Genomic DNA, 22,754 nt, shown 5'->3' on the forward strand with positions numbered 1-22,754 from the left:
TCACCCAGAGCTTTGCCGCGCTTCACCGGCCGACGTCCGAGGCCTCGGAGGAACGTCGGCCGGTGAACCCGCAGCGGCTACTTGATCTCGTAGTCCTGACCGAGGACGGCGGACACGTCGGCGTTCGCGGCCGGCTCGCCCTTCTTCACGTCGTCGTCGGACAGGCCCAGGGTCTTGGCCACCTCGACGGCCTTCTCCTTGTCCTCGGCGGACCGGTAGAGCACGACGGAAGAGGACTCGGCCTCGGCCTTGCCGCTGTCCACGAAGGCGTAGCCGCCGTTGATCAGCTGGACCCGGGCCGCCTCTGCGGCCTTGTCGTCACCCGTGGCGTTGCGAACGGCGACCCGGAGGGGCGCACCCTCTTCGGGGGCCTTCACCGCACCGCCCAGGATGTCCTTGACGACGCTGCGGGTGGCCTCCTCGGTGAGCGTGCCGTCCTCCTGGACCGGCAGGAGGGCCGTCTTGTAGTCGCCGACCTTGGCATGCGCGGCGAGCTTGGCGAGCGAGGCCCCGAGGTCCTTCTCGGGCAGCGACGGGTCGAGCACCTGGAGCAGCGTCTCGATGGTGATGGTCGCGGCCTTGGGATCCTCGGAGATCTTGCGCAGCGTGGCCCGCATGACCTCGCCGAACCTCATCAGCTGCTTGGCCTCGGGCTCGCCCGGTGCGCGGTACGTGGCGTACGCGACGGCCATCGGGCCGCTGAGCGTCTGCGCCTCGCCCTTGTTCACCAGGGGCGAGGCGCCCTTCTTGGTGTCGGGCACGTCGGTGTCGGTGTCGACCTCGATGTTGCCGACCAGCTCGACGAGGTTCTCCAGGTAGGGAGTGTCCAGCCGCCAGGTGCCGGTGATCCGGGTGCCCAGGAGGGTGTCGATCGCCTCCCGGGTGCCGGTCCTGCCGTCGTCGTCGACGGACTTGCCGAGCGTGGTGGTGGTCCCGTCGTCGCCCGCGACGGCGAGGGAGTTGGGCAGCAGAACGGTGGTGCCCTGCTTGGTGGTGGTGTTGTCGACGAGGAGCGCCGTGGAGGTGGCGCCCTTCTTGGTGTCGTGCAGGTGCACCACGATCATGTCGCGCTGCTGGGCTCCGGCGGCGACGGCCTTCTTGTCGTCCGGACCGGAGAGGCCGGGGATCATGTCGGCGGACCAGAGGTACCCGACTCCGCCGACGACCACGAGAACGGCGACGACGATCAGGGCGACCATCCGGTTGCGGCCCTTGCGGCGCGCTTCCTCGCGCCTCTCGCTGCGGCTCTCGGTGAACTTCAGCCAGTCGATGACGTCTTCGGAGTCCTCATCGGGCTCCTCGATGAACGAGAACTGCTCGGTTCGGTAGTCGGGAGCGGGCTTGCGCTGCCCCGGAACGGCCGCGTCGGCCTCCGCTTCGGCTTCCGCGGCTTCCGCTGTGTGCGACTGCGGGGCCTGTTCCGGTGCGGGGGCGGCGCCCTGCTGCGGGACGCTCCAGTGCTGACCGGTGTCGACCGCGGCGGGCTGCTGCCCGGTGGCGTAGCCGTAGTCGGTGTAGGAGCCGTACCCGTACCCCTGCTCGGCACCCTGCCCCTGCTGGGCCTGGCCCTGGTACGTCTGACCCGGGTGCGTCTGGCTCTGGTGCGTCTGCCCCGGGTGCTGGCCCTGGTACTGGCCTGCGTAGGGGTCGTACGGGGGCTGCGGCTGCTGCTGGGGGTTGCCGTACGCGTCGTAGCCGTACCCCGCCTCGGGGGCCTGGTGCGCGTGGCCCTGCCCCTGGCCCTGGTGCGCGGCGTAGGGGTCGTACTGCTGCCCCTGCTGGTCGTACGGCTGCTGCGCCTGCTGCTGGTACACCGGCTGCCCGTAAGCGTCGTAGCCGATGACCTGCGGCTCCTGGTAATACGGGTCGTACGGGTTCTGTCGGTCGTTCACCGGTGCCCCTCTCCGTGGCTCATTCGCCGCGGTACAGCTGGCGCTTGTCGATGTAGCGAACCACGCCGTCCGGCACCAGGTACCAGACCGGTTCCCCCTGCGCGACCCTCTCACGGCAGTCCGTGGACGAGATCGCCAGCGCGGGTACCTCCACGAGGGAGACACCGCCCTCGGGCAGCCCGTCGTCCGTGAGCACGTGACCCGGGCGGGTCACACCGATGAAGTGGGAGAGCGAGAACAGCTCCTCCGCGTCGCGCCAGGTGAGGATCTGGGAGAGCGCGTCGGCGCCGGTGATGAAGAAGAGGTCCGCGTCGCCGTGGACCTCGCGCAGGTCCCGCAGCGTATCGATGGTGTACGTCGGTCCGCCACGATCGATGTCACTGCGACTGACGGAGAACTGCGGGTTGGACGCGGTGGCGATGACCGTCATCAGATAGCGGTCCTCGGCCGGGGAGACCTTCTTGTGGCTCTTCTGCCACGGCTGCCCGGTCGGAACGAAGACGACCTCGTCCAGATGGAACTGGGCGGCCACTTCGCTGGCCGCCACCAGGTGTCCATGATGGATCGGGTCGAATGTCCCGCCCATGACGCCGAGCCGGCGCTTGCCGGGGCCGGTAGGCACTTCCTGCTCTCCCATGCGTGCAGAGCCTACTGGCACAGCTGTACGCCGCTGACTCAGCGGTCTCAGACTCAGCGGTCTCTGACCTCAGCGGTCGCGGTTGAAGCGGGTGGTGACCCACAGCAGGAACATCAGCGCGAGGAAGGCGCCGGCGCCGATGAGGTAGGGGTTGAGGCTTTCGTGGTTGCCACCGCCCTCGCCACCCCCGGAGGCAATGGTGACCAGCTGGTGTGCGGTGCTCGTGAGGCTCATCTTCGGCAGGACCTATCGATCGTGAATCGGAAGGAAGACGTCGGGCACATCGTATGCGGGCCCCCCGGGCACGCTCACGCCGACTCAGTCGTTGTTGTCATCGTTGCGGTATCCGCGCAGCAGGAACCAGGCCAGGAGCACCGCTCCGAGGATCGCGACGAGCAGCACGATCCTCAGGGTGCTGCCGGGTCCCTGCTCCTCGGACGCGGCGGCGAGCAGTACGGCGGTGTGCGGCATTTCGGGCGCTCCTCAAAGTTATCCACAGCCCCCCGCACACCGTAGCGCCAGCGCATAGGCTGGTTTTTGTCCGGGGGACGAGCAACGTCTCGTACGAACAGGGGGCCATCCATGACCGACAACAGTCACGAGAACGTGCCGAGCAGGCAGCGCAGGCGATTTGCCGGGATCTCCTCCCGGGCCTACGAGCACCCCGCCGACCGCTCGGCCCTGGTGGCCCTGCGCAAGCTGACCGGGTTCGACACCGTGTTCAAGGCGCTCAGCGGGCTGCTCCCGGAGCGCAGCCTGCGGCTGCTGTTCCTCTCCGACTCCGTCCGTGTGAGCGAAGCGCAGTTCACCCACCTCAACGACATGCTGCGGGACGCCTGTTACATCCTGGACCTGGAGAAGGTCCCGCCGATGTACGTCAAGCAGGACCCGCAGCCCAACGCCATGTGCATCGGTCTTGACGAACCGATCATCGTGGTCACCACCGGCCTGGTCGAGCTGCTCGACGAGGAGGAGATGCGGGCGGTGGTGGGCCACGAGGTGGGCCACGCGCTCTCCGGTCACTCGGTGTACCGGACGATACTGCTCTTCCTCACCAATCTGGCCGTGAAGGTCGCCTGGATCCCGCTGGGCAATGTCGCGATCATGGCGATAGTGACGGCGCTGCGCGAGTGGTTCCGCAAGTCGGAGCTGTCCGCGGACCGGGCCGGGCTCCTGGTGGGCCAGGACACCAAGGCCTCGATGCGCGGCCTGATGAAGATCGCCGGCGGCAATCACCTCCACGAGATGAACGTGGACGCCTTCCTCGCCCAGGCCGACGAGTACGAGAAGGCCGGAGACCTGCGCGACTCCGTCCTCAAGATCCTCAATGTGCTGCCCCGGACGCACCCGTTCACCGCGGTGCGGGCCGCCGAGCTGAAGAAGTGGTCGGAGAGCCGCGACTTCCAGCGGATCATGGACGGCCACTACCCGCGCCGCGAGGAGGACAAGGACACCTCGGTGACGGACTCGTTCCGGGAGTCCGCCTCGCACTACGCCGACACGGTGCGCACCAGCAAGGACCCGCTGATGAAGCTGGTCGGCGACATCGCCGGAGGCGCCGGGGACCTGGGCGGCAAGCTGCGCGACAAGTTCACCGGCGCCGCGGGCGGAGGCACGAAGGGCGGGGCGCAGGGCCCGGCCGGGGGCTCCGCCACGGGCGAGAAGGGCACATCCGGCCGGCCTCAGGACCCGGACGACTGAGGGCCTGAGGACCGGGGCCTGACTACTGCGAGGGGCTGCTCGGGGAGCTCCGGCCGGCCGCCGAGTCCGTCGGGGTCGTCGTGGCTGCCGCCGAAGCCGTCGGGGAGCTGACGGCCGCCAGGGTCCCGCACAGCGCCGCCGTGGGTCGGCCCGTGGCATACGGGTCGGTGGCGGCGGGACCGCGGTCGTCCGCCCGCTCCCCGGCGAGAAGCGGGCGGAGCGTCCCGGCCGCATCGGCCGAGCATGAGTGCGGCCCGGCCTGGACGTAGGCGGTGCGCAGCTCCAGCCGGTGCAGCCGCAGATCCTCCCGGTCGAAGCGGAAGTGCAGCTCGCGACGCACGGTGAACAGGGAGGCGCCGTCCTCCCCGTGGGGTCCATCGGCCGGGCGCACGGCGTAGGTGAACGTGTGGTCCGAGACGACCCCCAGTGCGCCCGCTCCCTCCTCCTCGTAGCGGAGCGTGCCCTGGACCCGGACGTGCGGGTCCGCGAGTTCCACGTGGGCCGGGTCGAAGCGCACCAGCCAGCCGGTGGCGGCGTGCCGCCCGTCGTCCGCCGGGGTGCTCAGGCTCTGTTCGAACTGTGCCCGCTGGTCGGGATCGAGGAGGTGCTCGACGGGCCTGCGGACATCGCCGGTGAGGACGTCGGGGTTCAGCGAGGACTCCACCAGGTAGTCCTTGACCGTGGCGAGAGCGGCGGTGATCTGGCTGTCGGAGAAGTTCCGCGTACGCCGCACGGCGGGGAAGTTGATCCCTTCCGCGCCGGTGCGGAGACCGGCGACCGGCTCGGACGCGTACAGCCGCTCGGGGGAACCGCCGGGGACGGCCCCCGGAGGGGCGAGGGGGACGACAGTGGTCCTCAGGGGTTCGGCCCGTCGGGTGGGCGGCTGGGGGTAGGGGCTGCGGAAGCCTATGTAGACGGCGAGGGCGAAGGCCAGGGCAATCAGGACGATCAGCGCTATGGCGGTCCGGGAGCCGCCTCCGCTGCGGAGGGCGGCCGGTGGCTCGGGCAGGGCGCGCACCGCGCGGGCGTGCTCGCCCATCCGCTCCTGGGCCGAGAACTCCTGCATCCGGGCAGCCTGGACGAACGATTCGTCGAAGACGAGGGAGCGGTATTCGTCCTCGCCGCCCGCGGAGTTCTCGGGCGGGCCGTCCGGCGGTTCTGAGCGGCCTGTCATGACTTCTCTCCCGATCTCCACACCGGTCGGTTCGGTGCGCAACGGTCTGCTTCGGACGAGCGGTGTCCGGCAGCGAGAAGCCCCCCTGGGAACGAGGGGTCACATCTTGAGGGTAGGTCGATTGCCGCGTGCGTAAACGCGGAGAGCTGGGGGAGCTGCCGGTGCGGGCACCGGCGAACGGGTGACGGGAGGGTCGGGCGAGGACCCGGAACGGGGCCGTGGCACACGGGGGGCGAGGGACGAAGCGAACAGCTGCCGATACCGGCGTACGGGGGTTACGACAGCCGGGCGAACGGCTGCCGGAACGCACCGGCACGAGGGCCCTGCTCCCGAGCGGTCAGGGGAGGCCGGGTTCGGCCGAGACCGCTGGCCGGGAGTGGTCGGCGGAGGCCGAGGGGGCGGCTCCGGGCTTGTCGACGCCGCTGGTGACGGGGGGCGGCACCTGGTCCTGGCGATTGGCCGACGCGCCCCGGTAGACGGCGCTGAAGGCGAGGGCGACCATACCGATGCCCATCATCAGCGCCAGCAGCCAGGCGACGGGACGGTGCCAGCGGGCGGAGTTGCGGTAGGGCCGCAGGGAGCCGCCGTGACGGCCGTAGGGGCCCGGGGCGGTGGCGTCGTGCCCGTCGCCGTGGTCCGGGTCGTAGTCGAGGTCCTGCGGGTCGTGGTAGCCGTAGGGGCCGTGCTCGTCGTAACGGTCGTCGTCGGGGCGGCGGGTGCGGCGGGCGCGGGCCGCATCGGCCTCGGCGCGGGCCTCGGCGGCGGCGAGCAGGCGCTCCACGGCGGTGGGCTCGTGGACGGCCGCGGCCCGGACGAAGTCCTCGTCGAACACCACGGTGGCGAAATCCTCGTCCGCGCCCCCGCGGTCGTCGTCGGGCTCCCAGCCGTCCGGGAACGGCTTGCCCCCCACGTCGTCCGGCACGGATTCAGCGTAGCCCTGTCGGGACCTTTTCGGCAGGGACCCCGCGAACTCCCCCGGTCGGGGGGAGGGGAACGCGCGGCCGGGCTCAGCATCCGCGCCCGCTCCGGCCGGGGCGGGCGGGAGCGCCCGCGAGCCCGGCATGATCCGAACGACAGGCCCTAACGGACGTGGCCGTCGCCGGTGACGATGTACTTCGTCGAGGTCAGCTCCGGCAGGCCCATCGGGCCCCGGGCGTGCAGCTTCTGCGTGGAGATGCCGATCTCGGCGCCGAAGCCGAACTGCCCGCCGTCCGTGAAGCGCGTGGAGGCGTTCACGGCGACCGTCGTCGAATCGACCAGTTGGGTGAACCGGCGGGCGGCCGCCTGGGAGGTCGTGACGATCGCCTCGGTGTGGCCGGAGGACCAGAGGCGGATGTGCGCGACCGCGGCGTCCAGGGAGTCGACGACCGCCGCCGCGATGTCGTACGAGAGGTACTCGGTCTCCCAGTCCTCCGTCGTCGCCGCGACCACGGTGGCCTTGGTGCCCTCCGCCCGGGCGAGGACGTGCTCGTCGCCGTGGACGGTGACCCCGGCCTCGGCCAGCGCGTCCAGGGCGAGCGGCAGGAAGGTGTCGGCGATGTCCTTGTGGACGAGCAGGGTCTCGGCCGCGTTGCAGACGCTGGGGCGCTGCGCCTTGGAGTTGATCAGGATGTCGACGGCCATGGCGAGATCCGTTTGCGCGTCGACGTAGACGTGGCAGTTGCCGGTGCCGGTCTCGATGACGGGGACGGTGGACTCCTCGACGACCGTGCGGATCAGCGAGGCGCCGCCGCGCGGGATGAGGACGTCGACCAGACCGCGGGCCCGCATCAGCTCGCGTACGGAGTCACGGCTCTCGCCCGGAACGAGCTGGACCGCGTCGGCGGGGAGGCCCGAGCCGCCCACCGCGTCGCGCAGGACCCGGACGAGGGCGGTGTTGGAGGCGTAGGCGGAGGAGGAGCCGCGCAGCAGGACCGCGTTGCCGGACTTCAGGCAGAGGGCGGCGGCGTCGACGGTGACGTTGGGACGGGCCTCGTAGATGATGCCGACCACGCCGAGCGGGACCCGCACCTGGCGCAGGTCGATGCCGTTGGGCAGGGTCGAGCCGCGCACCACTTCACCGACCGGGTCGGGCAGGGCCGCCACGTCCCGGACGTCCGCGGCGATGGCGCGGATGCGTTCCGGGGTGAGGGTGAGGCGGTCGATGATGCCTTCGCTCGTCCCGGCCTCGCGGGCGCGCTCGACGTCCTTCGCGTTGGCCTCGACGATCTCGCTCGTCCGTACTTCGAGGGCGTCGGCGATGGCAAGCAGGGCGTCGTCCTTGGCCGCACGCGGCAGTGGCGCGATGTCGGCGGCGGCCGCGCGGGCCCGGTAGGCGGTCTGCGCGACCGGGGAGAGGTTGTCGTAGGGCGAGAGCGTGGTCATGCCCGCAGAGTAATGCGCGCTCTGCGGGCATCCGTCACGTATCCCGTGATGCGAGACGGCCGACCCGAGGGGCGGACGTCCCCCGGAGCACCCCGGGGGTCAGTAGGGGTGCACGCCCACGGGGGCGGCGGGCGGCGGCCCGTAGCCCTCGGCGATGCGCAGGTGGTAGGTCTCGCGGTCGATGACTTCCAGGCCGACGATCTCCCAGGGCGGGAGCTGGGCGCTGGAGCGGTGCTCCCCCCACAGCCGCAGGGCGACCGCGGCCGCGTCGTGCAGATCGCGGGCCTCTTCCCAGTAGCGGATCTCCGCGTGGTCGTTGGCATAGCGGCTGGTCAGCAGGAAGGGATGGTCGTGCGCGAGCTGTTCCAGGCCGCGTCTGACCTCTCCCAGCGGAGTCTCGGTGCCCGAGACGCTGAGGGTGATGTGCCAGAGCTTCGACTGCGGGAACTCCTCCTTCGCCGTCGTGACCGGCTCCTGCGCGGCGGTGTCGGCCGGGAGTGGATTCCGGTCGAGATCCGCCCCCGATCCGACACTCGTCAGGGCGCGGCTGGCCGTGCCTCGGGGCGGCGCCCCCGGGCGCGCTCGTCTCACCGGCGGCCTCCTGTGATGTGTTGCTGTGCGATACCCCTGTTTCCCCGCTACAAAGTGGACCAGTCCACAGCCGCGAGTGGGGCCGTTTTGGTAAAGGTCACTGCTGGAGGGCGGGACTTTCAGCCGTTTCAGGGGGTGAGGCGAGGCGTGAGAATGACCAGATCGTCCCTGTGTACGATCTCGCGCTCGTAGGCGGGCCCCAGCTCACGGGCCAGATCCCGGGTGGAGCGGCCGAGCAGCTGGGGGATCTCCTTCGCGTCGAAGTTGACGAGCCCGCGGGCGACGGGGGCGCCGCGCAGATCGCGCAGTTCCACCGGGTCGCCGGCGCTGAACTCGCCCTCGACGGCGGAGATCCCGGCGGGCAGCAGCGAGGTGCGCCGCTCCACCACGGCCCGTACGGCGCCGTCGTCGAGGGTGAGCGCGCCCTGCGGGGTGGAGGCGTGGGCCAGCCACAGGAGGCGGTCGGCGGAGCGGCGGCCGGTGCGGTGGAAGTACGTGCCGGTGTCACGGCCCGCGAGCGCGTCGGCGGCCCGGCTGGCGGAGGTGAGGACGACGGGGACTCCGGCGGCGGTGGCGATACGGGCGGCCTCGACCTTGGTGACCATGCCGCCGGTGCCGACGCCCGCCTTTCCGGCGCTGCCGATGGTGACGCCGGTCAGGTCGTCGGGTCCGGTGACCTCGGCGATGCGGGAGGCGCCGGGGGTGCCGGGCGGGCCGCCGTAGAGGCCGTCGACATCGGAGAGCAGGACGAGGAGGTCGGCGTGGACCAGATGGGCGACGAGGGCGGCGAGCCGGTCGTTGTCGCCGAAGCGGATCTCGTCCGTGGCGACGGTGTCGTTCTCGTTGACGACGGGGACGGCGCCCATCTCCAGGAGCTTGTCCAGGGTGCTGTAGGCGTTGCGGTAGTGGCCGCGGCGGCTGGTGTCGTCGGCGGTCAGGAGCACCTGGCCGACGCGGACTCCGTAGCGGGCGAACGAGGCGGTGTAGCGGGCCACCAGGAGGCCCTGGCCGACGCTGGCGGCGGCCTGCTGGCGGGCCAGGTCCTTGGGCCTGCGGACCAGGCCGAGCGGGGCGAGTCCGGCGGCGATGGCCCCGCTGGAGACGAGGACGACTTCGCGTTCGCCGCCGTCCCTGACCTTGGCCAGGACGTCGACGAGGGCGTCGACCCGGTCGGCGTCGAGGCCGCCGGAGGCCGTGGTGAGCGAGGAGGAGCCGACCTTGACGACGATCCGGCGGGCGCCGGTCACTCCGGTGCGGCGCTCCGAGGGCCCGCGCTCCGACGGCCTGTGCTCTGACACGTACTTCCTCGCTCTGCTTCGCCCCGGTGGTTCGGTGGGGGACGTGGAGCCGCACCCACTGCCGTCGCGACCGCCCCCGGCACGTCACAGTACGCGAGCGGCCGCCCCCGCCGCCCGCCCGTTCCGTCCGGTGGACAGTCCGGGCGAGCAGTTTGGCGTGCCGGTGTGTTCAGCCCTGCTGCTCGTCCTTGATCGCGAGCATCCGGTCCACGACCCGGGCGGCGGCGCGGCCGTCGGACGGTTCGCAGAAGTCGACCCGGAACTGGGCGTACTTCTCCTTGTACTCCTCGCTCACCGCGTCGATGTTCCGGATCGCGGCGACCAGGTCCTCGGAGGTCTTGATCAGCGGGCCGGGGGCGCGGGAGGTGAAGTCGAAGTAGAAGCCGCGCAGGGTGTCGCGGTAGTGCTCCAGGTCGTACGTGAAGAAGAGCATCGGCCGGCCGGAGTGGGCGAAGTCGAACAGGACCGAGGAGTAGTCCGTGATCAGCACGTCGGCGATCAGGTAGAGGTCGGCGATGTCCGGGTAGTACGTGACGTCGTAGACGAAGCCCTGGCCGGCGCCGGGGATGGAGTCGAGGACCTTGTGGTGCTTGCGGTAGAGCAGCACGTGGTCCTCGCCGAGCTCGCGCTGGGCGGCCTCGACGTCGATCTGGTTGTCCAGCTTGAACCGGCGGCCGCCGTAGCGCTGGTCGTCGCGCCAGGTGGGGGCGTACAGCACGACCTTCTTGCCCGCGGGGATGCCGAGCTTCTCGCGTACGGCCGCGGCGCGCTTGACGCGGTCGGGGGCGTGGAAGACGTCGTTGCGCGGGTAGCCCGCCTCCAGGACCTCGCACTGGAGGCGGAAGGAGTTGGTCATGATCGGGGTGGTGAAGGCGTTCGGCGTGATGAACAGGCTGTACTGGCGCGAGCGCTGCGGGAGGCTCGCGATGTAGGCCAGGTTCGCCTTGGGGGTGCCGAGGAGGTCGGCGCCGATGCGCTTGAGCGGGGTGCCGTGCCAGGTCTGGACGACGACCTGGCCCTCGCGGCGGACGAACCACTCGCGGATGCCGCCGTTGGTCACGACGTACCGGCTGCGGGCCAGTGCCTCGTACCACTCCTTGCTGCCCCACTCGACGCCCCGGACGCCGGGCGGCAGCACGACCTGCTGGTCATGGACCATCGCGATGTGCTCGACCTCAGTGCCGCGCCGCTTGAGCTCCTCGTAGACCGCGCGGGGCGAGTCGGAGAACTGCTTGCCGCCGAAGCTGTTGTAGAGCACGGCCTCGCGCAGCGGCAGCTCGCGCTGCTCGGGGGTGTAGACGTCGCGCATCAGGCGCTGGCGGTAGGCGCCGCGCAGCTCCGGGTCGAGGACCGGGCCCGACTCCACGAAGATCCGGTCGAAGTCGACCCGCTCGACGGTGTATGTGCGGTGCTCGCCGCGGTGGACCAGCGGGAGTGTGCCGACGAGGTCGGGGCGGATGGTGACGGGGAGGTCGTGGGTGTGGTCCCACTCGGTGCGCAGGCGCAGCCGGGGCATCCACCGCCCGGCGCGCAGCGGCACGGTGCCCTCGTAGGTGGGCATGGTGTCCGGGCGCAGGCGCGCGGTGAAGCGGCCCTCGGCGAACTCGACGGGCAGCGGGCGGTCCTCGTTGCGGCCGGTGTGGCGCAGGACCATCTTCATCTGCTCGGCCGGGCCGGTGTAGGCGCCGGACAGCACCAGTTCGCCGTCGGCGCTCCACTCGACGCCGTCGACGACCGGCTGGACCGTGCGGACCTGCGGGGTGAAGTTCCCGGCGCCGTCGGTGAGGATCGCGAACTCGCGTCCGCCGGGCAGCGGGTGGACGCCGGTGACGGGTCCGGTGCCGTTGGTGGCGCGGCGGGTGGTGCCGTCGGCGAAGACGATCAGTGCGCGGTACTTGACGGCCTTGCCGGGCTGTACGTCGTCGACGGGCAGGTCGGCGAAGTCGAGGCGGGCGGTGTGGCGGAGCCAGCCGTCGGGGCCGGTCTCGCCCTGCTGGAGGGGCAGGTCGGTGGCGAAGCCGCTGGGCTCGTGGTCGATGCGCAGGGCGGTGGGGTACTTGCCCGCGGGGGTGGTGACGCGGGAGCGCAGGGTGACGGTGAGGGTGTCGCCGTCGGCTTCCTGGGCGATGACCTCGGCGGGGACGACGTCCACGGAGAGCTTGAGCCGGTTGCGGTCGAAGCCGGCGACGAGGCGGACGCCGTCGTCCAGGACGCGGGTGTAGCTGTGTCCGGCCGCGCCCGCGTTGTTCTTGGTGATGCTGCCCACCGACATGCCGCCGGGGCGCGGGATGCCGATGCCGAGCCGCCAGGTGCCGGGCTGCCACTGGCCGCGTACGCGGAGCCGGGACGGGTCGATGCCGATCTCGAAGCCGGACCAGTCGTAGTTGTGCAGGGCCCCCTTGGCCTCGGCGGTGGCGCGGGGCTCCAGGACCGTGCGCAGCCGCAGCGGGAGGGTGGAGCGGCTGCCCTGGCGGCGGAGCACGGCGACGCGCAGCGAGCGCTTGCCGGTGGCCGAGGGAACGTTGGGGATGTAGGCGTAGCCCTTGACGAGGAGCTTGCCGTCCTCCCAGACGAGGTCGAGGAGCTTGCCGCGCACGGGCAGCTCGCTGCGGTTGAAGTTGCGCACCGAGGAGGGGAGGGAGGAGCTCTCGACGCCGGGGAGCTCGATGCGGGCGCGCCGCAGGCCACGGACGGAGAAGGCGCCCGGGTTCTCGCGCTCGTAGTGCAGCAGGTCCACCAGTTCGTCGCCGCGTCCGCTGGCCGCCAGGTGCCACTTGACCCGGGCCATCGGGGAGAACTTGCGGACGAGCTTGGGGGCGGCCCGGTCCAGGAAGTCCTTGGCCGCGCTGTGGAAGGCGGGGCGCTCCTCGACCGGAGTCTCCGGGAAGTACTTCATGAGCCGGCTGAGCTCGTCGGGGATCGCTTCGAGGGACGCCACGGGTGAGGGCCTTTCCGGGGGGACGTGCAGATGGTGAACCCCAGGAGGACGGGGCGTTAATGAGACCTCTCCAACGGTCTCACGGTTGCCCAACAGTATGACGTGACACCGCGCACGGGAACGACCCGCCCCGGTCGCTGTCCGGGGCGGGTGTGCGCGGCTGCCGGGCTTCCCGGCCGGGCGGTCAGACCCGGTGGGCCCGAGGGGTACGCAGGGCGCTGAGCACCGTACGGCGGGCCTTGCGGACCAGGCGCCGGGCGAAGGAGGCCCGGGGCTTCGCCCTCGGCGCCTCGATCCGCCGGCCGCCGATCCACTCGGTGACGGTCACCTCGAAGGCCCGGTCGGGGAGCACGGAGCTCTCGCCGAAGTGCGGGTAGGCCAGCATGAGGCGGTCGCCCCGGCGGACGACCGCGGGCTCCTTCTTGTCGCGCAGGAAGGCCGCGACGTCCAGGAGCAGGTCGAGACGCCCCTCGGCGAGGCACATCAGCCGCAGCCGTTCGTTGACCTTGAGGTTGCGGCCGACCTCCGGGGTCCAGTAGGCCTTCATCAGGGGGGCGGCGAGCGCCGCCTTCCGCTCGCGGACCTCGCCCTTCTGCTTCACCAGTCCGGGGCCGAACTGCGGCAGCAGCGTGATGACGAAGGGGCGCACCATCAGGAAGTCGCGCCGGGGCCCCGGGGGGACGTGCTCGGCGATGAGCCCCATGAGGGCGCGGGCCGAGTCGAAGCGGCGCGTATAGCTGCCCTTCTTGGTCATCTGGTTGCGGTCCTCGCGGCCCACCAGGTAGTAGCAGGTGTAGTCGGCGACGACGGAGATTCCGTTGCCGCGCAGGTACGCCTCCATGGTGAACAGGGCGTCCTCGCCGGTCTTCAGCTTCTCGTCGAAGCTCATGCCGAGGCGTACGAGAAGGTCGCGCCGGAAGAGTTTCTGTGCGCTGAGGGTGAATTTGACGTTCGAGGAATACAGGTCGGCGCGTTCGACGGTCTCTTTCCACATCGACTTCGCGGCACCGCGATTGACGCCGACGATCTTTCCGAGCACCACGTCCGTGCCCGCCCGGTCCCCCATGGCGACCATGCGCTCCAGGGCTTCCTCGCCGAAATAGTCGTCGGCGTCGAGAAAGAAGACGTACCGGCCGCGGGCGAGACCGAGTCCGCGATTGCGCGGGCCGCTGGGTCCGCCGGAATTCTCCTGCCGGACGACCCTCATGGGAACGGCGGTCCGTGCGGCGAACTTCTCGAGATACTCGCCGGTGCCGTCGGTGGAACCGTCGTCGATCGCGACGATCTCCATGCGGGCCGGGCCGATGGTCTGCGCCTCGACGGACTCCAGGCAACGGACCAGGTAGGGCATGGCGTCATAAGCACCGATGATCACACTGACATCGGGCTCGTGGTTCTTCCTGGGCATGTCGGCCATGTGCACCTGTCGATTGGATCACGAAAGAAGGCAGATTGCCCGACTCTGCACCTTTTGCGCATCGACATGCCGAACGACCCGTACATCCCTCCCGAAGGAGAGACGTACGGGTCGCAATCGGGGTTGCCTGGTTTTCGGCCAGTTCGATCAGTTGTACGTCGGCCGGACGGACGCCGGTCAGCGCACGGACGAGGTCCCCTCGGTGACGGCGGCCTCCGCCTCGGCGCCGGGCACGGCCGGAGCGTCCGGGTCCGCGGCGGCGTCGGCCTCGGCGGCCGCCTGCGGGTCCCCGGCACCGGCGCCACTGGTCGCGGCCTCCGCGTCCGGGACCGCCACGGCCTGCTCACCGACCCGCTGGGCGACACCCTGGTTGCGGGCCTCGGCCTTGGCGGCCAGCGCCCGTACGGCGGCGTTGAACTGCTCCATGGACGTCGGCTCGTCCGGCCCCAGGAGGTAGGTCTTCAGCTCACGACGGGCCTGGGCCTGCGTGTCCGCCGCCGGGTCGGCCACCGCGGCCAGCAGCTCGTCGAGCTCCTCGGCGCTGTTGGACAGGATGACCGCGGCCCGTACGGCGGTGTTCTGCCGCTTGAACTCCTCGGGGCCGAGGGCGGCGGAGTCGGTGACCGCGTACGGCTTGCCGCTCGCGATGAAGTCGGAGACCACACTGGAAATGTCCGAAACCATGGCGTCGGACTCGTTGAAGCAGTCGTACAGCTTGGGCTGCGGCCCCGTCACCGTACGGTGCTCCCACCAACCGAAGGAGCGCCAGTAGGCGTCGTTCCACTCGGCCCGCAGCTGTGCGGTCTCCGCCTCGCGGGCGGGGTCGGCGAGCGAGACCCGCGACTCCTCCGCGTCGTCGCCGCCGGAGCGGCCGGTGGCCGTCAGCTCCGCGAGCCGTGCCTCGATGCGGACCAGCTCGGCCTTGGCCGCGCTCTGTCCGGCGGCGGCCGATGCGGCCTCCTTCACCCAGCGGGGCTCGGCGGCGCGCTCTGCGGCCGCCTTGTCCAGCATCGCCCGGATCCGGGCGTTGACGGCCTTGGCCTTGGCGCTGCGGATGCCGGTGAAGGGGTGCGGCTTGTAGATGATCCGGACCGGGTCGGCGGCGTTCAGCAGCCGCCGCACGATGTTCTCGCCCGCCAGCAGCAGCGAGGTGTTGCCCGGGTTGTCGTCCCAGCCCTCCCAGGTGGGCGCGTACAGCACGGTCGGGATGGGGTTCTTGACGGTGCCCGTCCAGCTCTTGATGGGCTCCAGCTGCGGACGCCCGACCTCGACGATGTCCTCGTCGCGGACGCCCACGTCGGCCAGCGCGTAGCGGTCCCGCCCGGCCCGGCCCGCGGTCCACACCTCGTCGTAGACCTTGGAGTACGGGTTGACGCTGGCGAGCTTGTCGCTGTCGCCGTGGCCGATGAAGACGTGCTTCATGGTCGGAACGCGCAGGCTGTGGATGTTCTTGCCGACGTTGGCCGGATACAGACAGACCCGGACGGTGGAGAGGTCCAGGTTCATCAGGTGGGTGCCCGCGGGCACGCAGATGACCGGGACGGACGTCTCGGCCAGCTGCGGAACGAGACCGCGCTCGCGCATGATGATCAGCGGCCGTCCGTCGATCCGGGCCATGGTCTCCAGCCACATGTTGCCCTGGTAGGCCGACTCGTTGGAGCCGGAGAAGTAGAGCACCACCGTCGGCTGGTACTCGCGCAGCCAGCCGTCGACGGCCTTGAGCACGGCGGAGGCCGGGGGCGCCAGACGGCTGCGGCGCACGTACGGGAGGAGCACCGCGATGGAGAGCAGGGCGAGCAGCAGCGTGAGGGCCGCGCCCGCGTAGCCGATGGCGTCCACGCCGGTCTCGGCGGCGATCAGGATGCCCGCCACCGCCGGGATGTCCAGGTGCAGCATCTTCTCGGCCGAGCGCCGCAGCAGCACGCCCGGCGGGGCGTCGGGGATGCGGACGGCGTGCAGGTCCACGTTGCGGGTGACGACCGGCATGGTGCGGCGGAGCCGGATCAGGGTCACCAGGGCGCCGTGCGGTGCCTGGAGGCCGTAGAAGAGCAGGAAGCAGGCGACCGCCGTGTAGAACAGCGGCTCCTCCGCGAGGTCCAGCCGGGCCAGCAGCAGGATGAGCATCAACTGGCGCAGCAGGAAGCGGATCGGCAGCCCGGCCCGCACCTTGCTGAGCCGGTTGATCAGATAGCTCCCCCGCTGGTGCAGATACCAGTCCGCGGCATACGTGACAGCGGCGGCCGCCGCGAAGAACCAGATGTGGGGAACGAGCGCGGCGATCATGACGCAGGGATATCCCAGCCCCATCAACAACGCTGCCGCCAGTTCCGACCTGCTGCCCACACGGGCCAGGCGAATGGCTGTCGAGATCACGAAGAACCTGCTCCAGGGGGTGCCGGTTAATTCACCTATTGGGGGAAATGTGAAGGTGCGGCTTCACGCATTCGGGCCCCTGTGCTCGCTCTAAGCGATAACAGAGGCCCGAATAAGCACTTTTGTCAAGAATTATTACACATCTTCCTGACGGTCCAGCACCGAGGCCAGCGCCTGCTCGAACCCGGAGGACTCGGAGGCACCCGCGGTCGGGTCCTGCTGCCGTACGTCGATGACGTGACCGGTCAGCGCGGAGAGCAGGACGTCCAGCGAAGTGCGCGCCACGGCCTCCGAGGAGAGCAGCGACCCCTCGGGCTCCTGGCCGAACGCCTTGGTACGCATGGGGGTCGCGGTGCGCTCCGGGTTCACGCAGTTGACCCGGATGCCCTCGCCCGCCCACTCGTCGGCGAGCGCCTGGGTGAGGTTGACCATGGCGGCCTTGGTCGAGGAGTACAGGCTGTACTCGGCGCGGCCGCGGGTGTAGCTGCTGGAGGTGTAGAGCAGCAACTGCCCCTGGGTCTCGGCGAGATACTTGTACGAGGCGCGGGCGATCTGGACGGGCGCCAGGTAGTTGACGTTCAGCGCCTCCTGGATCGTGGTGTTGTCGGTCTCGGCCAGCCTGCCGATCCGCAGCACGCCCGCGGTGTTGATGACGTAGTCGATACGTCCGGTCTCGCCGTACGCCTTGGAGAGCGCGTCGTCCACGTGCTCCGGGTTCTCCACGTGCGTACCGGTGGTGGAGCGGCCCAGGGCGTACACCTTCGCGCCGTAGCTCTCGGCCAGGGCCGCGATGTCGGCGCCGATGCCGTACGAACCGCCGAAGACGACGAGGGTCTTGCCGGTGAGGAGCTCCCGGTAGGCGGCCTCGTCGGCCTGGCGCGGGGCGGCGGTGGAGGCCAGCTGGAAGAGCTTGTCCGTGATGAAGACGTCGACCGGCTGGGTCACCTTCATGTTGTACTCGTCGCCCGCGACCACGTAGATCGGCACGTCGGGGAGGTACTTGAGGACCACCGAACAGTCGTCGGTGGCCTGGAAGTTGGGGTCCCCCGCCGCAACCTCGTACGCCTTGCGGATGGTCGAGAGCTTGAAGGCCTGCGGCGTCTGGCCGCGGCGCAGCCGGGAGCGGTCGGGCACGTCGGTGATGAACTCGCCGTCCTCACCGTGCGTACGGGTCACGATGATCGTGTCCGCGGACGGGATGGCGACGTCGACGGCCTGGTAGCGCTCCAGCGCGTCGACGCAGTCCTTGATCACACGCTGTGACAGCAGGGGGCGAACCGCGTCATGGAAGAGGACGTTGCGGTCCTCGCCCTCGGCGAGGCCCTCGCCGAGGGCCGCGATGGCGCGCTCGGTGGTCTCGTTGCGGGTGGTGCCGCCCTCGATGATCCGGGTGACCTTGGACAGTCCGGCCTTGGCGACGATCTTCTCGACGTCGGACACGAATCCGGGCGCCATCAGCACGATGACGTCGTCGATGTCCTCGGCGTTCTCGAAGATTGTCAGCGTGTGCTCGATGACGGCCTTGCCGGCGATCTTCAGCAGCTGCTTGGGGATCGACAGGCCCACGCGCTGTCCGGTACCACCAGCGAGCACGACCGCTGTGGTCCGGGGCTTGGCTTCGTGCGGCACAGACACAGACGACCTACCTTGCTATGACGGGGGAACAGTGTGATGGTCGCACTCTCCGTGACCGTCTCGCAAGGTGGACGTCGTCCGCCGCTAGGCCTGCGGAAACCCGCAGTTCACCATCTGGCCAGGGAGGTTGGGCGCCGCCGAGTCGGCACGCGGGGTGACCGAATCCACAGACTTGTTGCGTAATCCGCACATCTGAAGCACGCGCACCCGGAGTGACCGGCGGGAACCGTCCGGCACCCGGGCCCGAGGCTACCGGACGACCCGCCTCCGCAAGGACGGGCCGTGGGGGTGGTGCCGCCGGCGGGGGCCGGGAGCTGGGGGCCCGGGAGCCGGGATGCCGTACGGCGGGGATCGGAGGGTTCTTCGGCGGGCGGGCCCGGGATACTCCCCGGCCGGAGGGCCGGGAAGGCCCTCGGGCACACAAGCCCGGAAGGCTCTTCCGCGGGCGGGCCCGGAAGGCCCTCCGGCACGCGGGCCTAGAAGGGGTCGAACTCGTCGTATTCCTTCTGCGCGTCGTCGCGCTCGGCCTCCCGGTCCCGGCGGCGCTGCGCCGCCGGGCGCGGGGCCTCCAGGCGGTGGTCCTCGCCGCGGCGGCCCAGCATCTCGGCACCGGCCATCACGGTCGGCTCCCAGTCGAAGACGACCGCGTTCTCCTCGGGGCCGATGGCGACGCCGTCGCCCGCCCGGGCGCCCGCCTTCATCAGGGCCTCCTCGACCCCGAGGCGGTTGAGCCGGTCCGCGAGGTAGCCGACGGCCTCGTCGTTGTTGAAGTCGGTCTGCCGCACCCAGCGCTCGGGCTTCTCGCCGCGCACCCGGTAGAGGTCCTGGTCCTCCGCGGTGACCGTGAAGCCGGTGTCGTCGACGGCCTTGGGGCGGATGACGATGCGGGTCGCCTCCTCCTTCGGCTTGGCGGCACGCGCCTCGGCGATGATCCCGGCGAGCGCGTAGCTGAGCTCGTTGAGGCCCTTGTGCGCGATGGCGGAGACCTCGAAGACGCGGTAGCCGCGGGCCTCCAGGTCGGGGCGGATCATGTCGGCGAGGTCCTGGCCGTCGGGGATGTCGACCTTGTTGAGGGCGACGATGCGGGGCCGGTTCTCCAGGCCGCCGTACAGGCGCAGCTCCTCCTCGATCATGTCGAGGTCGGAGACGGGGTCGCGGTCGGACTCCAGGGTCGCGGTGTCCAGGACGTGCACGAGCACCGAGCAGCGCTCGACGTGGCGCAGGAACTCCAGGCCGAGGCCCTTGCCCTGGCTGGCGCCGGGGATGAGCCCGGGGACGTCGGCGATGGTGTAGACGGTCGAGCCGGCGGTGACGACGCCGAGGTTCGGTACGAGGGTGGTGAAGGGGTAGTCCGCGATCTTCGGCTTGGCCGCGGAGAGCACCGAGATCAGCGAGGACTTGCCCGCGCTCGGGTAGCCGACGAGGGCCACGTCGGCGACGGTCTTGAGCTCCAGGACGATGTCCCGGCTCTCCCCGGGCTCGCCGAGCAGCGCGAAGCCGGGGGCCTTGCGGCGGGCGGAGGCCAGCGCCGCGTTGCCGAGGCCGCCGCGGCCGCCCTGACCGGCGACGAAGGTGGTGCCCTGGCCGACGAGGTCGGCGAGCACGTTCCCGGCCTTGTCGAGGACCACGGTGCCGTCGGGCACGGGCAGGACGAGGTCCTGGCCGTCCTTGCCGGAACGGTTGTCACCGGCGCCCGGCTGGCCGTTGGTGGCCTTGCGGTGGGGGCTGTGGTGGTAGTCCAGCAGCGTGGTCACGGACTGCTCGACGACGAGGATCACATCGCCGCCGCGTCCGCCGTTGCCCCCGTCGGGGCCGCCCAGCGGCTTGAACTTCTCACGGTGTACGGAGGCGCAGCCGTGGCCTCCGTTACCCGCGGCGGCATGCAGCTCGACGCGGTCCACGAAGGTGGTCATGGTTGGTGCCTCCAGGTACAGCAGGAAAATACGGAATTGTCTCTGTCGTAACACGCCGAGGGCGGACCCGCTTCCCCGTTCGCCGGGAAAGCTGAGATCCGCCCTCGGAAGGTGCTGTGTGTCGTTCTGCGCGCGTCGAAAGAACTCAGACGGCGAGCGGAACGATGTTCACGACCTTGCGGCCACGGTGCGTGCCGAACTCCACCGCACCGGCGGTCAGCGCGAACAGCGTGTCGTCGCCGCCACGGCCGACGCCCGCGCCGGGGTGGAAGTGGGTGCCGCGCTGGCGGACCAGGATCTCACCGGCGTTGACGGCCTGACCGCCGAAGCGCTTCACGCCGAGCCGCTGAGCATTGGAATCGCGCCCGTTCCGAGTGGACGATGCGCCCTTCTTGTGTGCCATGTGTTCTCAGTCCCTTACTTCGCAGCCGCGGGGATACCGGTGACCTTGATCGCCGTGTACTGCTGGCGGTGACCCTGGCGACGGCGGTAGCCGGTCTTGTTCTTGTAGCGAAGGATGTCGATCTTCGCGCCCTTGTGGTGGTCCACGATCTCGGCCTGGACCTTGATCCCGGCCAGCACCCACGGGTCGCTGGTCACGGCGTCGCCGTCGACAACGAGCAGGGTCGAGAGCTCGACCGTGTCGCCAACCTTGGCAGTGGAAATCTTGTCAACCTCAACGATGTCGCCGACAGCAACCTTGTGCTGGCGACCACCGCTGCGCACGATGGCGTACACGCGGATCTCTCTCTCGCTCGGAACGGATCCCCTGATGCCAGCCGCTCGCACGGGCCGGGGCCCGTGTCGATCCGGAAGGATGAGCGGCCTCTCCTGGCGGACGGCGCGAACACCGACCGTTACCGGGAGGGATGTGCTCAGGGGTAGGTGCGTACGGAAACACACCGAGGGTCAAGGTTACGGGGCGGGGTGACGGGGGTCAAACCGGGTCCGACCGCCGCCTTGGAGGCCTTGGACGTCCCGGATGCCCGACGGGGCTTCACGCTCAGGGCAGACCCTCTCCCGGGTCCACGTGTTCCGCCTCCTCGCCCTCGGGGTCACGGGGGCCCGCACCGGTCAGGGCGAGGATCAGGTAGGCACCGCGGGCGGGCCCCACCCTCGCCCCGCACGTTCAGCACCCCGCCGACGCCGTCCTCGTCGGCCACGAACCCCGCCGGGTCCAGGCCGAGCCTCCGGGCCAGCGTGCCCACCGAGGCGAGCAGCCGGTCCGGCGCGGCCCCGTCGCCCGCGGCCCCGCCTTCCGGGAGGGGGCGCACCACGAGGAGGTCGGCCAGGAAGCCCCCGCGCAGCCCGTCCGGGTGGGCCGCCTCTACCGCCACTGATACCGGCTGGAGCTCGGAGATCAGCGGCAGCCAGGTGCGCAGCGCTTCCTCGGCTGTGCGCACGCGTTCCAGGTTGAGCCGGACGCGGCAGACCACTTCGCCGGAGAGAACCGCATCAGCGCGACACGTACCCCTTCTCCTTCGGGCCGCCGGGGCCCGTACCGCCCCGGCCGCGATCCCCATTGTGGCTTTGCGGAGAAGGTTTTGACGGACCGTGAACGATTGTGCTGAGGCAGGTAATGTTCCCGCGGAATCACAGGACACGCCGCGTTTCCCTTCAACACCACAAGTAACAGGCGCAGTTGGGGGATGCGTGCAGTTCTGTACCGACGTATCCCGAACGGGAAGGATGCACGTCTTGTCGCCTTCGTTGTGGAGCAGACGCCGGATACTCGCCACCGTCGCCGGAGCCGCGGCGGTCCCCGCCCTGCCATCGATCCTCACGCTCAGCGCCTCTCCCGCCCACGCGGCTCCGACCGCGCCCGGTGATCCGGAGAACGGCCTCCCCGCCACCGATCAGGGCAAGGCCGTCTGGGCCTACAAGACCGGCGGGCGCGCTGTTCGTGAGGGGGCGGCGGCCGCGCTCGTCGGCACGCCGGCCGCGCTGACCGCCTTCCTCACCACCGAACTGCCCGCCGCTCGCGCGGAGGACAACCGCTTCGCCATCCTGACCAGCCTCTCCGAGGCGGGCCGGTCCGTGACGGACAGCGCGAACGCGGCGCTGTCCGGCGGGGACGAGGCGATCGCCGAGTTCCTGAGCGACGGCTTCGTCGCACCGGTCAAGGAAGACCTGCGGGTCGCGGTGTTCTCCGCCCTCAACCACGGTGGCACCGCGGTGAAGCGCGAAGCCTCCAAGGCCCTGGACGCCAACACCGAGGAAGCGTTCGAGACCTTCCTGAGGACGACCCAGTACACAGCGCAGGAGGAGGACGACCGGGTAGCGGTCTTCACCATCCTCAGCACCGCTTCGCCCGAGGTGAAGAAGTACGCGCAGCGCGCCTTGGAGGACGGATCCCCCGAGGCGATCCGCCTCTTCCTCTCCTCCGGCCAGCACATCGCCCGTGCCCGCGACGAGGAAGCCGCCACGATCGAGCAGCTCGTCGCGATCGTGGAGCGCGAGGGCAAGCGCGCCAAGCAGACGACGGACAAGGCCGTCGCCTACTCCGAGCGCGCCAAGGAGGCCGCCGAGAAGGCCAAGACCGCCGCCCTGAAGGCGGCGGAGGAAGCCAAGGCCGCCCAGCAGGACGTCCGCAAGTCGGCCAGAGCCGCGAACAACGCCGCGAGCGCCGCCCGCGGGGCCGCGTCCGCCGCCAATACGGCCATCGCCGCCTCGCGTACGGCCCAGGCCGCCTCCAGCCGCGCCGCCCAGGCCGCACAGGCCGCGGCCGCTGCCGCCGCCTCGGCCGGAAACGCCGCCGCCCGCGCCTACAACGCCGCGATCGCCGCGTCCAAGGACGCCTCGAAGGCCTCCGCGGCACGCT

General features: G+C 70.7%; 19 protein-coding genes. 2 read left to right on the plus strand and 17 right to left on the minus strand.

The window, feature by feature from the left end; all coding sequences use genetic code 11:
- Positions 1-77 precede the first annotated feature (77 nt).
- The 4 genes from CIB93_RS02025 to CIB93_RS37620 all read right to left on the minus strand — a co-directional run bounded on the left by CIB93_RS02025 (position 78) and on the right by CIB93_RS37620 (position 3,000).
- Positions 78-1,892 carry an LCP family protein gene (locus CIB93_RS02025; RefSeq protein WP_096623361.1) on the minus strand — a complete coding sequence of 605 codons (1,815 nt, stop codon included), beginning with the start codon at positions 1,890-1,892 and terminating at the stop codon, positions 78-80.
- Between the two features lie 19 nt (positions 1,893-1,911).
- Complete coding sequence (gene nadD / locus CIB93_RS02030) at positions 1,912-2,529, minus strand: nicotinate-nucleotide adenylyltransferase (RefSeq protein WP_047176562.1); 618 nt, start codon at positions 2,527-2,529, stop codon at positions 1,912-1,914.
- Between the two features lie 69 nt (positions 2,530-2,598).
- Positions 2,599-2,763: a hypothetical protein gene (locus tag CIB93_RS37615; protein WP_179499922.1), complete on the minus strand. Its 165-nt coding sequence runs from the start codon at positions 2,761-2,763 to the stop codon at positions 2,599-2,601.
- Between the two features lie 84 nt (positions 2,764-2,847).
- Positions 2,848-3,000, minus strand: a complete 153-nt coding sequence (locus tag CIB93_RS37620) for a hypothetical protein (protein ID WP_179499923.1) — start codon at positions 2,998-3,000, stop codon at positions 2,848-2,850.
- 111 nt (positions 3,001-3,111) lie between these two features.
- Between CIB93_RS37620 and CIB93_RS02035 the strand changes: the two genes are divergently transcribed.
- Entirely contained in the window at positions 3,112-4,230 is a 1,119-nt protein-coding gene (locus CIB93_RS02035) for a M48 family metallopeptidase (protein WP_096623363.1), read from the plus strand.
- Positions 4,231-4,252: 22 nt separating this feature from the next.
- On the opposite strand, the gene CIB93_RS02040 is transcribed toward CIB93_RS02035, so the two are convergent.
- From CIB93_RS02040 to CIB93_RS02100, 13 genes are all read right to left on the minus strand, one after another.
- A complete protein-coding gene (locus CIB93_RS02040; protein ID WP_096623365.1) occupies positions 4,253-5,404 on the minus strand; it encodes a hypothetical protein in 1,152 nt (383 codons plus the stop codon).
- 337 nt (positions 5,405-5,741) lie between these two features.
- On the minus strand, positions 5,742-6,326 hold the full coding sequence (locus tag CIB93_RS02045) for a hypothetical protein (protein ID WP_096623367.1): 585 nt from the start codon (positions 6,324-6,326) through the stop codon (positions 5,742-5,744).
- A gap of 158 nt (positions 6,327-6,484) precedes the next feature.
- A complete protein-coding gene (locus CIB93_RS02050) occupies positions 6,485-7,768 on the minus strand; it encodes a glutamate-5-semialdehyde dehydrogenase (protein ID WP_096623369.1) in 1,284 nt (427 codons plus the stop codon).
- A gap of 99 nt (positions 7,769-7,867) precedes the next feature.
- Positions 7,868-8,359, minus strand: coding sequence for a hypothetical protein (locus CIB93_RS02055; RefSeq protein WP_096623371.1), 492 nt, complete (start codon positions 8,357-8,359; stop codon positions 7,868-7,870).
- Positions 8,360-8,487: 128 nt separating this feature from the next.
- Complete coding sequence (proB, locus tag CIB93_RS02060; RefSeq protein ID WP_096623373.1) at positions 8,488-9,606, minus strand: glutamate 5-kinase; 1,119 nt, start codon at positions 9,604-9,606, stop codon at positions 8,488-8,490.
- 220 nt (positions 9,607-9,826) lie between these two features.
- On the minus strand, positions 9,827-12,595 hold the full coding sequence (locus CIB93_RS02065) for a CDP-glycerol glycerophosphotransferase family protein (protein ID WP_096623375.1): 2,769 nt from the start codon (positions 12,593-12,595) through the stop codon (positions 9,827-9,829).
- Between the two features lie 184 nt (positions 12,596-12,779).
- The gene (locus CIB93_RS02070) at positions 12,780-14,012 is read right to left on the minus strand and encodes a glycosyltransferase family 2 protein (RefSeq protein ID WP_096623377.1); all 1,233 of its coding nucleotides are present in this window, start codon (positions 14,010-14,012) and stop codon (positions 12,780-12,782) included.
- Between the two features lie 177 nt (positions 14,013-14,189).
- The gene (locus CIB93_RS02075; RefSeq protein WP_257001967.1) at positions 14,190-16,295 is read right to left on the minus strand and encodes a hypothetical protein; all 2,106 of its coding nucleotides are present in this window, start codon (positions 16,293-16,295) and stop codon (positions 14,190-14,192) included.
- A gap of 225 nt (positions 16,296-16,520) precedes the next feature.
- Entirely contained in the window at positions 16,521-18,020 is a 1,500-nt protein-coding gene (locus CIB93_RS02080) for a bifunctional cytidylyltransferase/SDR family oxidoreductase (protein ID WP_096623381.1), read from the minus strand.
- A gap of 476 nt (positions 18,021-18,496) precedes the next feature.
- Positions 18,497-19,933: a GTPase ObgE gene (gene obgE / locus CIB93_RS02085; RefSeq protein ID WP_096623383.1), complete on the minus strand. Its 1,437-nt coding sequence runs from the start codon at positions 19,931-19,933 to the stop codon at positions 18,497-18,499.
- 145 nt (positions 19,934-20,078) lie between these two features.
- Positions 20,079-20,336, minus strand: coding sequence for a 50S ribosomal protein L27 (gene rpmA, locus CIB93_RS02090; RefSeq protein WP_006124388.1), 258 nt, complete (start codon positions 20,334-20,336; stop codon positions 20,079-20,081).
- Between the two features lie 14 nt (positions 20,337-20,350).
- Positions 20,351-20,671: a 50S ribosomal protein L21 gene (gene rplU / locus CIB93_RS02095; protein ID WP_008738952.1), complete on the minus strand. Its 321-nt coding sequence runs from the start codon at positions 20,669-20,671 to the stop codon at positions 20,351-20,353.
- Positions 20,672-20,988: 317 nt separating this feature from the next.
- On the minus strand, positions 20,989-21,336 hold the full coding sequence (locus CIB93_RS02100; protein ID WP_257001968.1) for a hypothetical protein: 348 nt from the start codon (positions 21,334-21,336) through the stop codon (positions 20,989-20,991).
- Between the two features lie 295 nt (positions 21,337-21,631).
- Here CIB93_RS02100 and CIB93_RS02105 point away from each other — a divergent pair.
- Positions 21,632-22,754: ALF repeat-containing protein (locus tag CIB93_RS02105; RefSeq protein WP_257001969.1), on the plus strand; the 1,123-nt coding region annotated here is incomplete at its 3' end.

It is taken from the genome of Streptomyces sp. WZ.A104, from assembly GCF_002382885.1.
Taxonomy (GTDB): Bacteria; Actinomycetota; Actinomycetes; order Streptomycetales; family Streptomycetaceae; genus Streptomyces.

Excerpts from the sequence above, each read along its gene's own strand:
- obgE (WP_096623383.1), bottom strand. The coding sequence starts at position 19,933 with ATGACCACCTTCGTGGACCGCGTCGAGCTGCATGCCGCCGCGGGTAAC.
- CIB93_RS02075 (WP_257001967.1), bottom strand. The coding sequence starts at position 16,295 with ATGATCGCCGCGCTCGTTCCCCACATCTGGTTCTTCGCGGCGGCCGCC.
- nadD (WP_047176562.1), bottom strand. The coding sequence starts at position 2,529 with ATGGGAGAGCAGGAAGTGCCTACCGGCCCCGGCAAGCGCCGGCTCGGC.
- CIB93_RS02040 (WP_096623365.1), bottom strand. The coding sequence starts at position 5,404 with ATGACAGGCCGCTCAGAACCGCCGGACGGCCCGCCCGAGAACTCCGCG.
- CIB93_RS02035 (WP_096623363.1), top strand. The coding sequence starts at position 3,112 with ATGACCGACAACAGTCACGAGAACGTGCCGAGCAGGCAGCGCAGGCGA.
- CIB93_RS02070 (WP_096623377.1), bottom strand. The coding sequence starts at position 14,012 with ATGGCCGACATGCCCAGGAAGAACCACGAGCCCGATGTCAGTGTGATC.
- CIB93_RS37620 (WP_179499923.1), bottom strand. The coding sequence starts at position 3,000 with ATGCCGCACACCGCCGTACTGCTCGCCGCCGCGTCCGAGGAGCAGGGA.
- CIB93_RS37615 (WP_179499922.1), bottom strand. The coding sequence starts at position 2,763 with ATGAGCCTCACGAGCACCGCACACCAGCTGGTCACCATTGCCTCCGGG.
- rpmA (WP_006124388.1), bottom strand. The coding sequence starts at position 20,336 with ATGGCACACAAGAAGGGCGCATCGTCCACTCGGAACGGGCGCGATTCC.
- CIB93_RS02050 (WP_096623369.1), bottom strand. The coding sequence starts at position 7,768 with ATGACCACGCTCTCGCCCTACGACAACCTCTCCCCGGTCGCGCAGACC.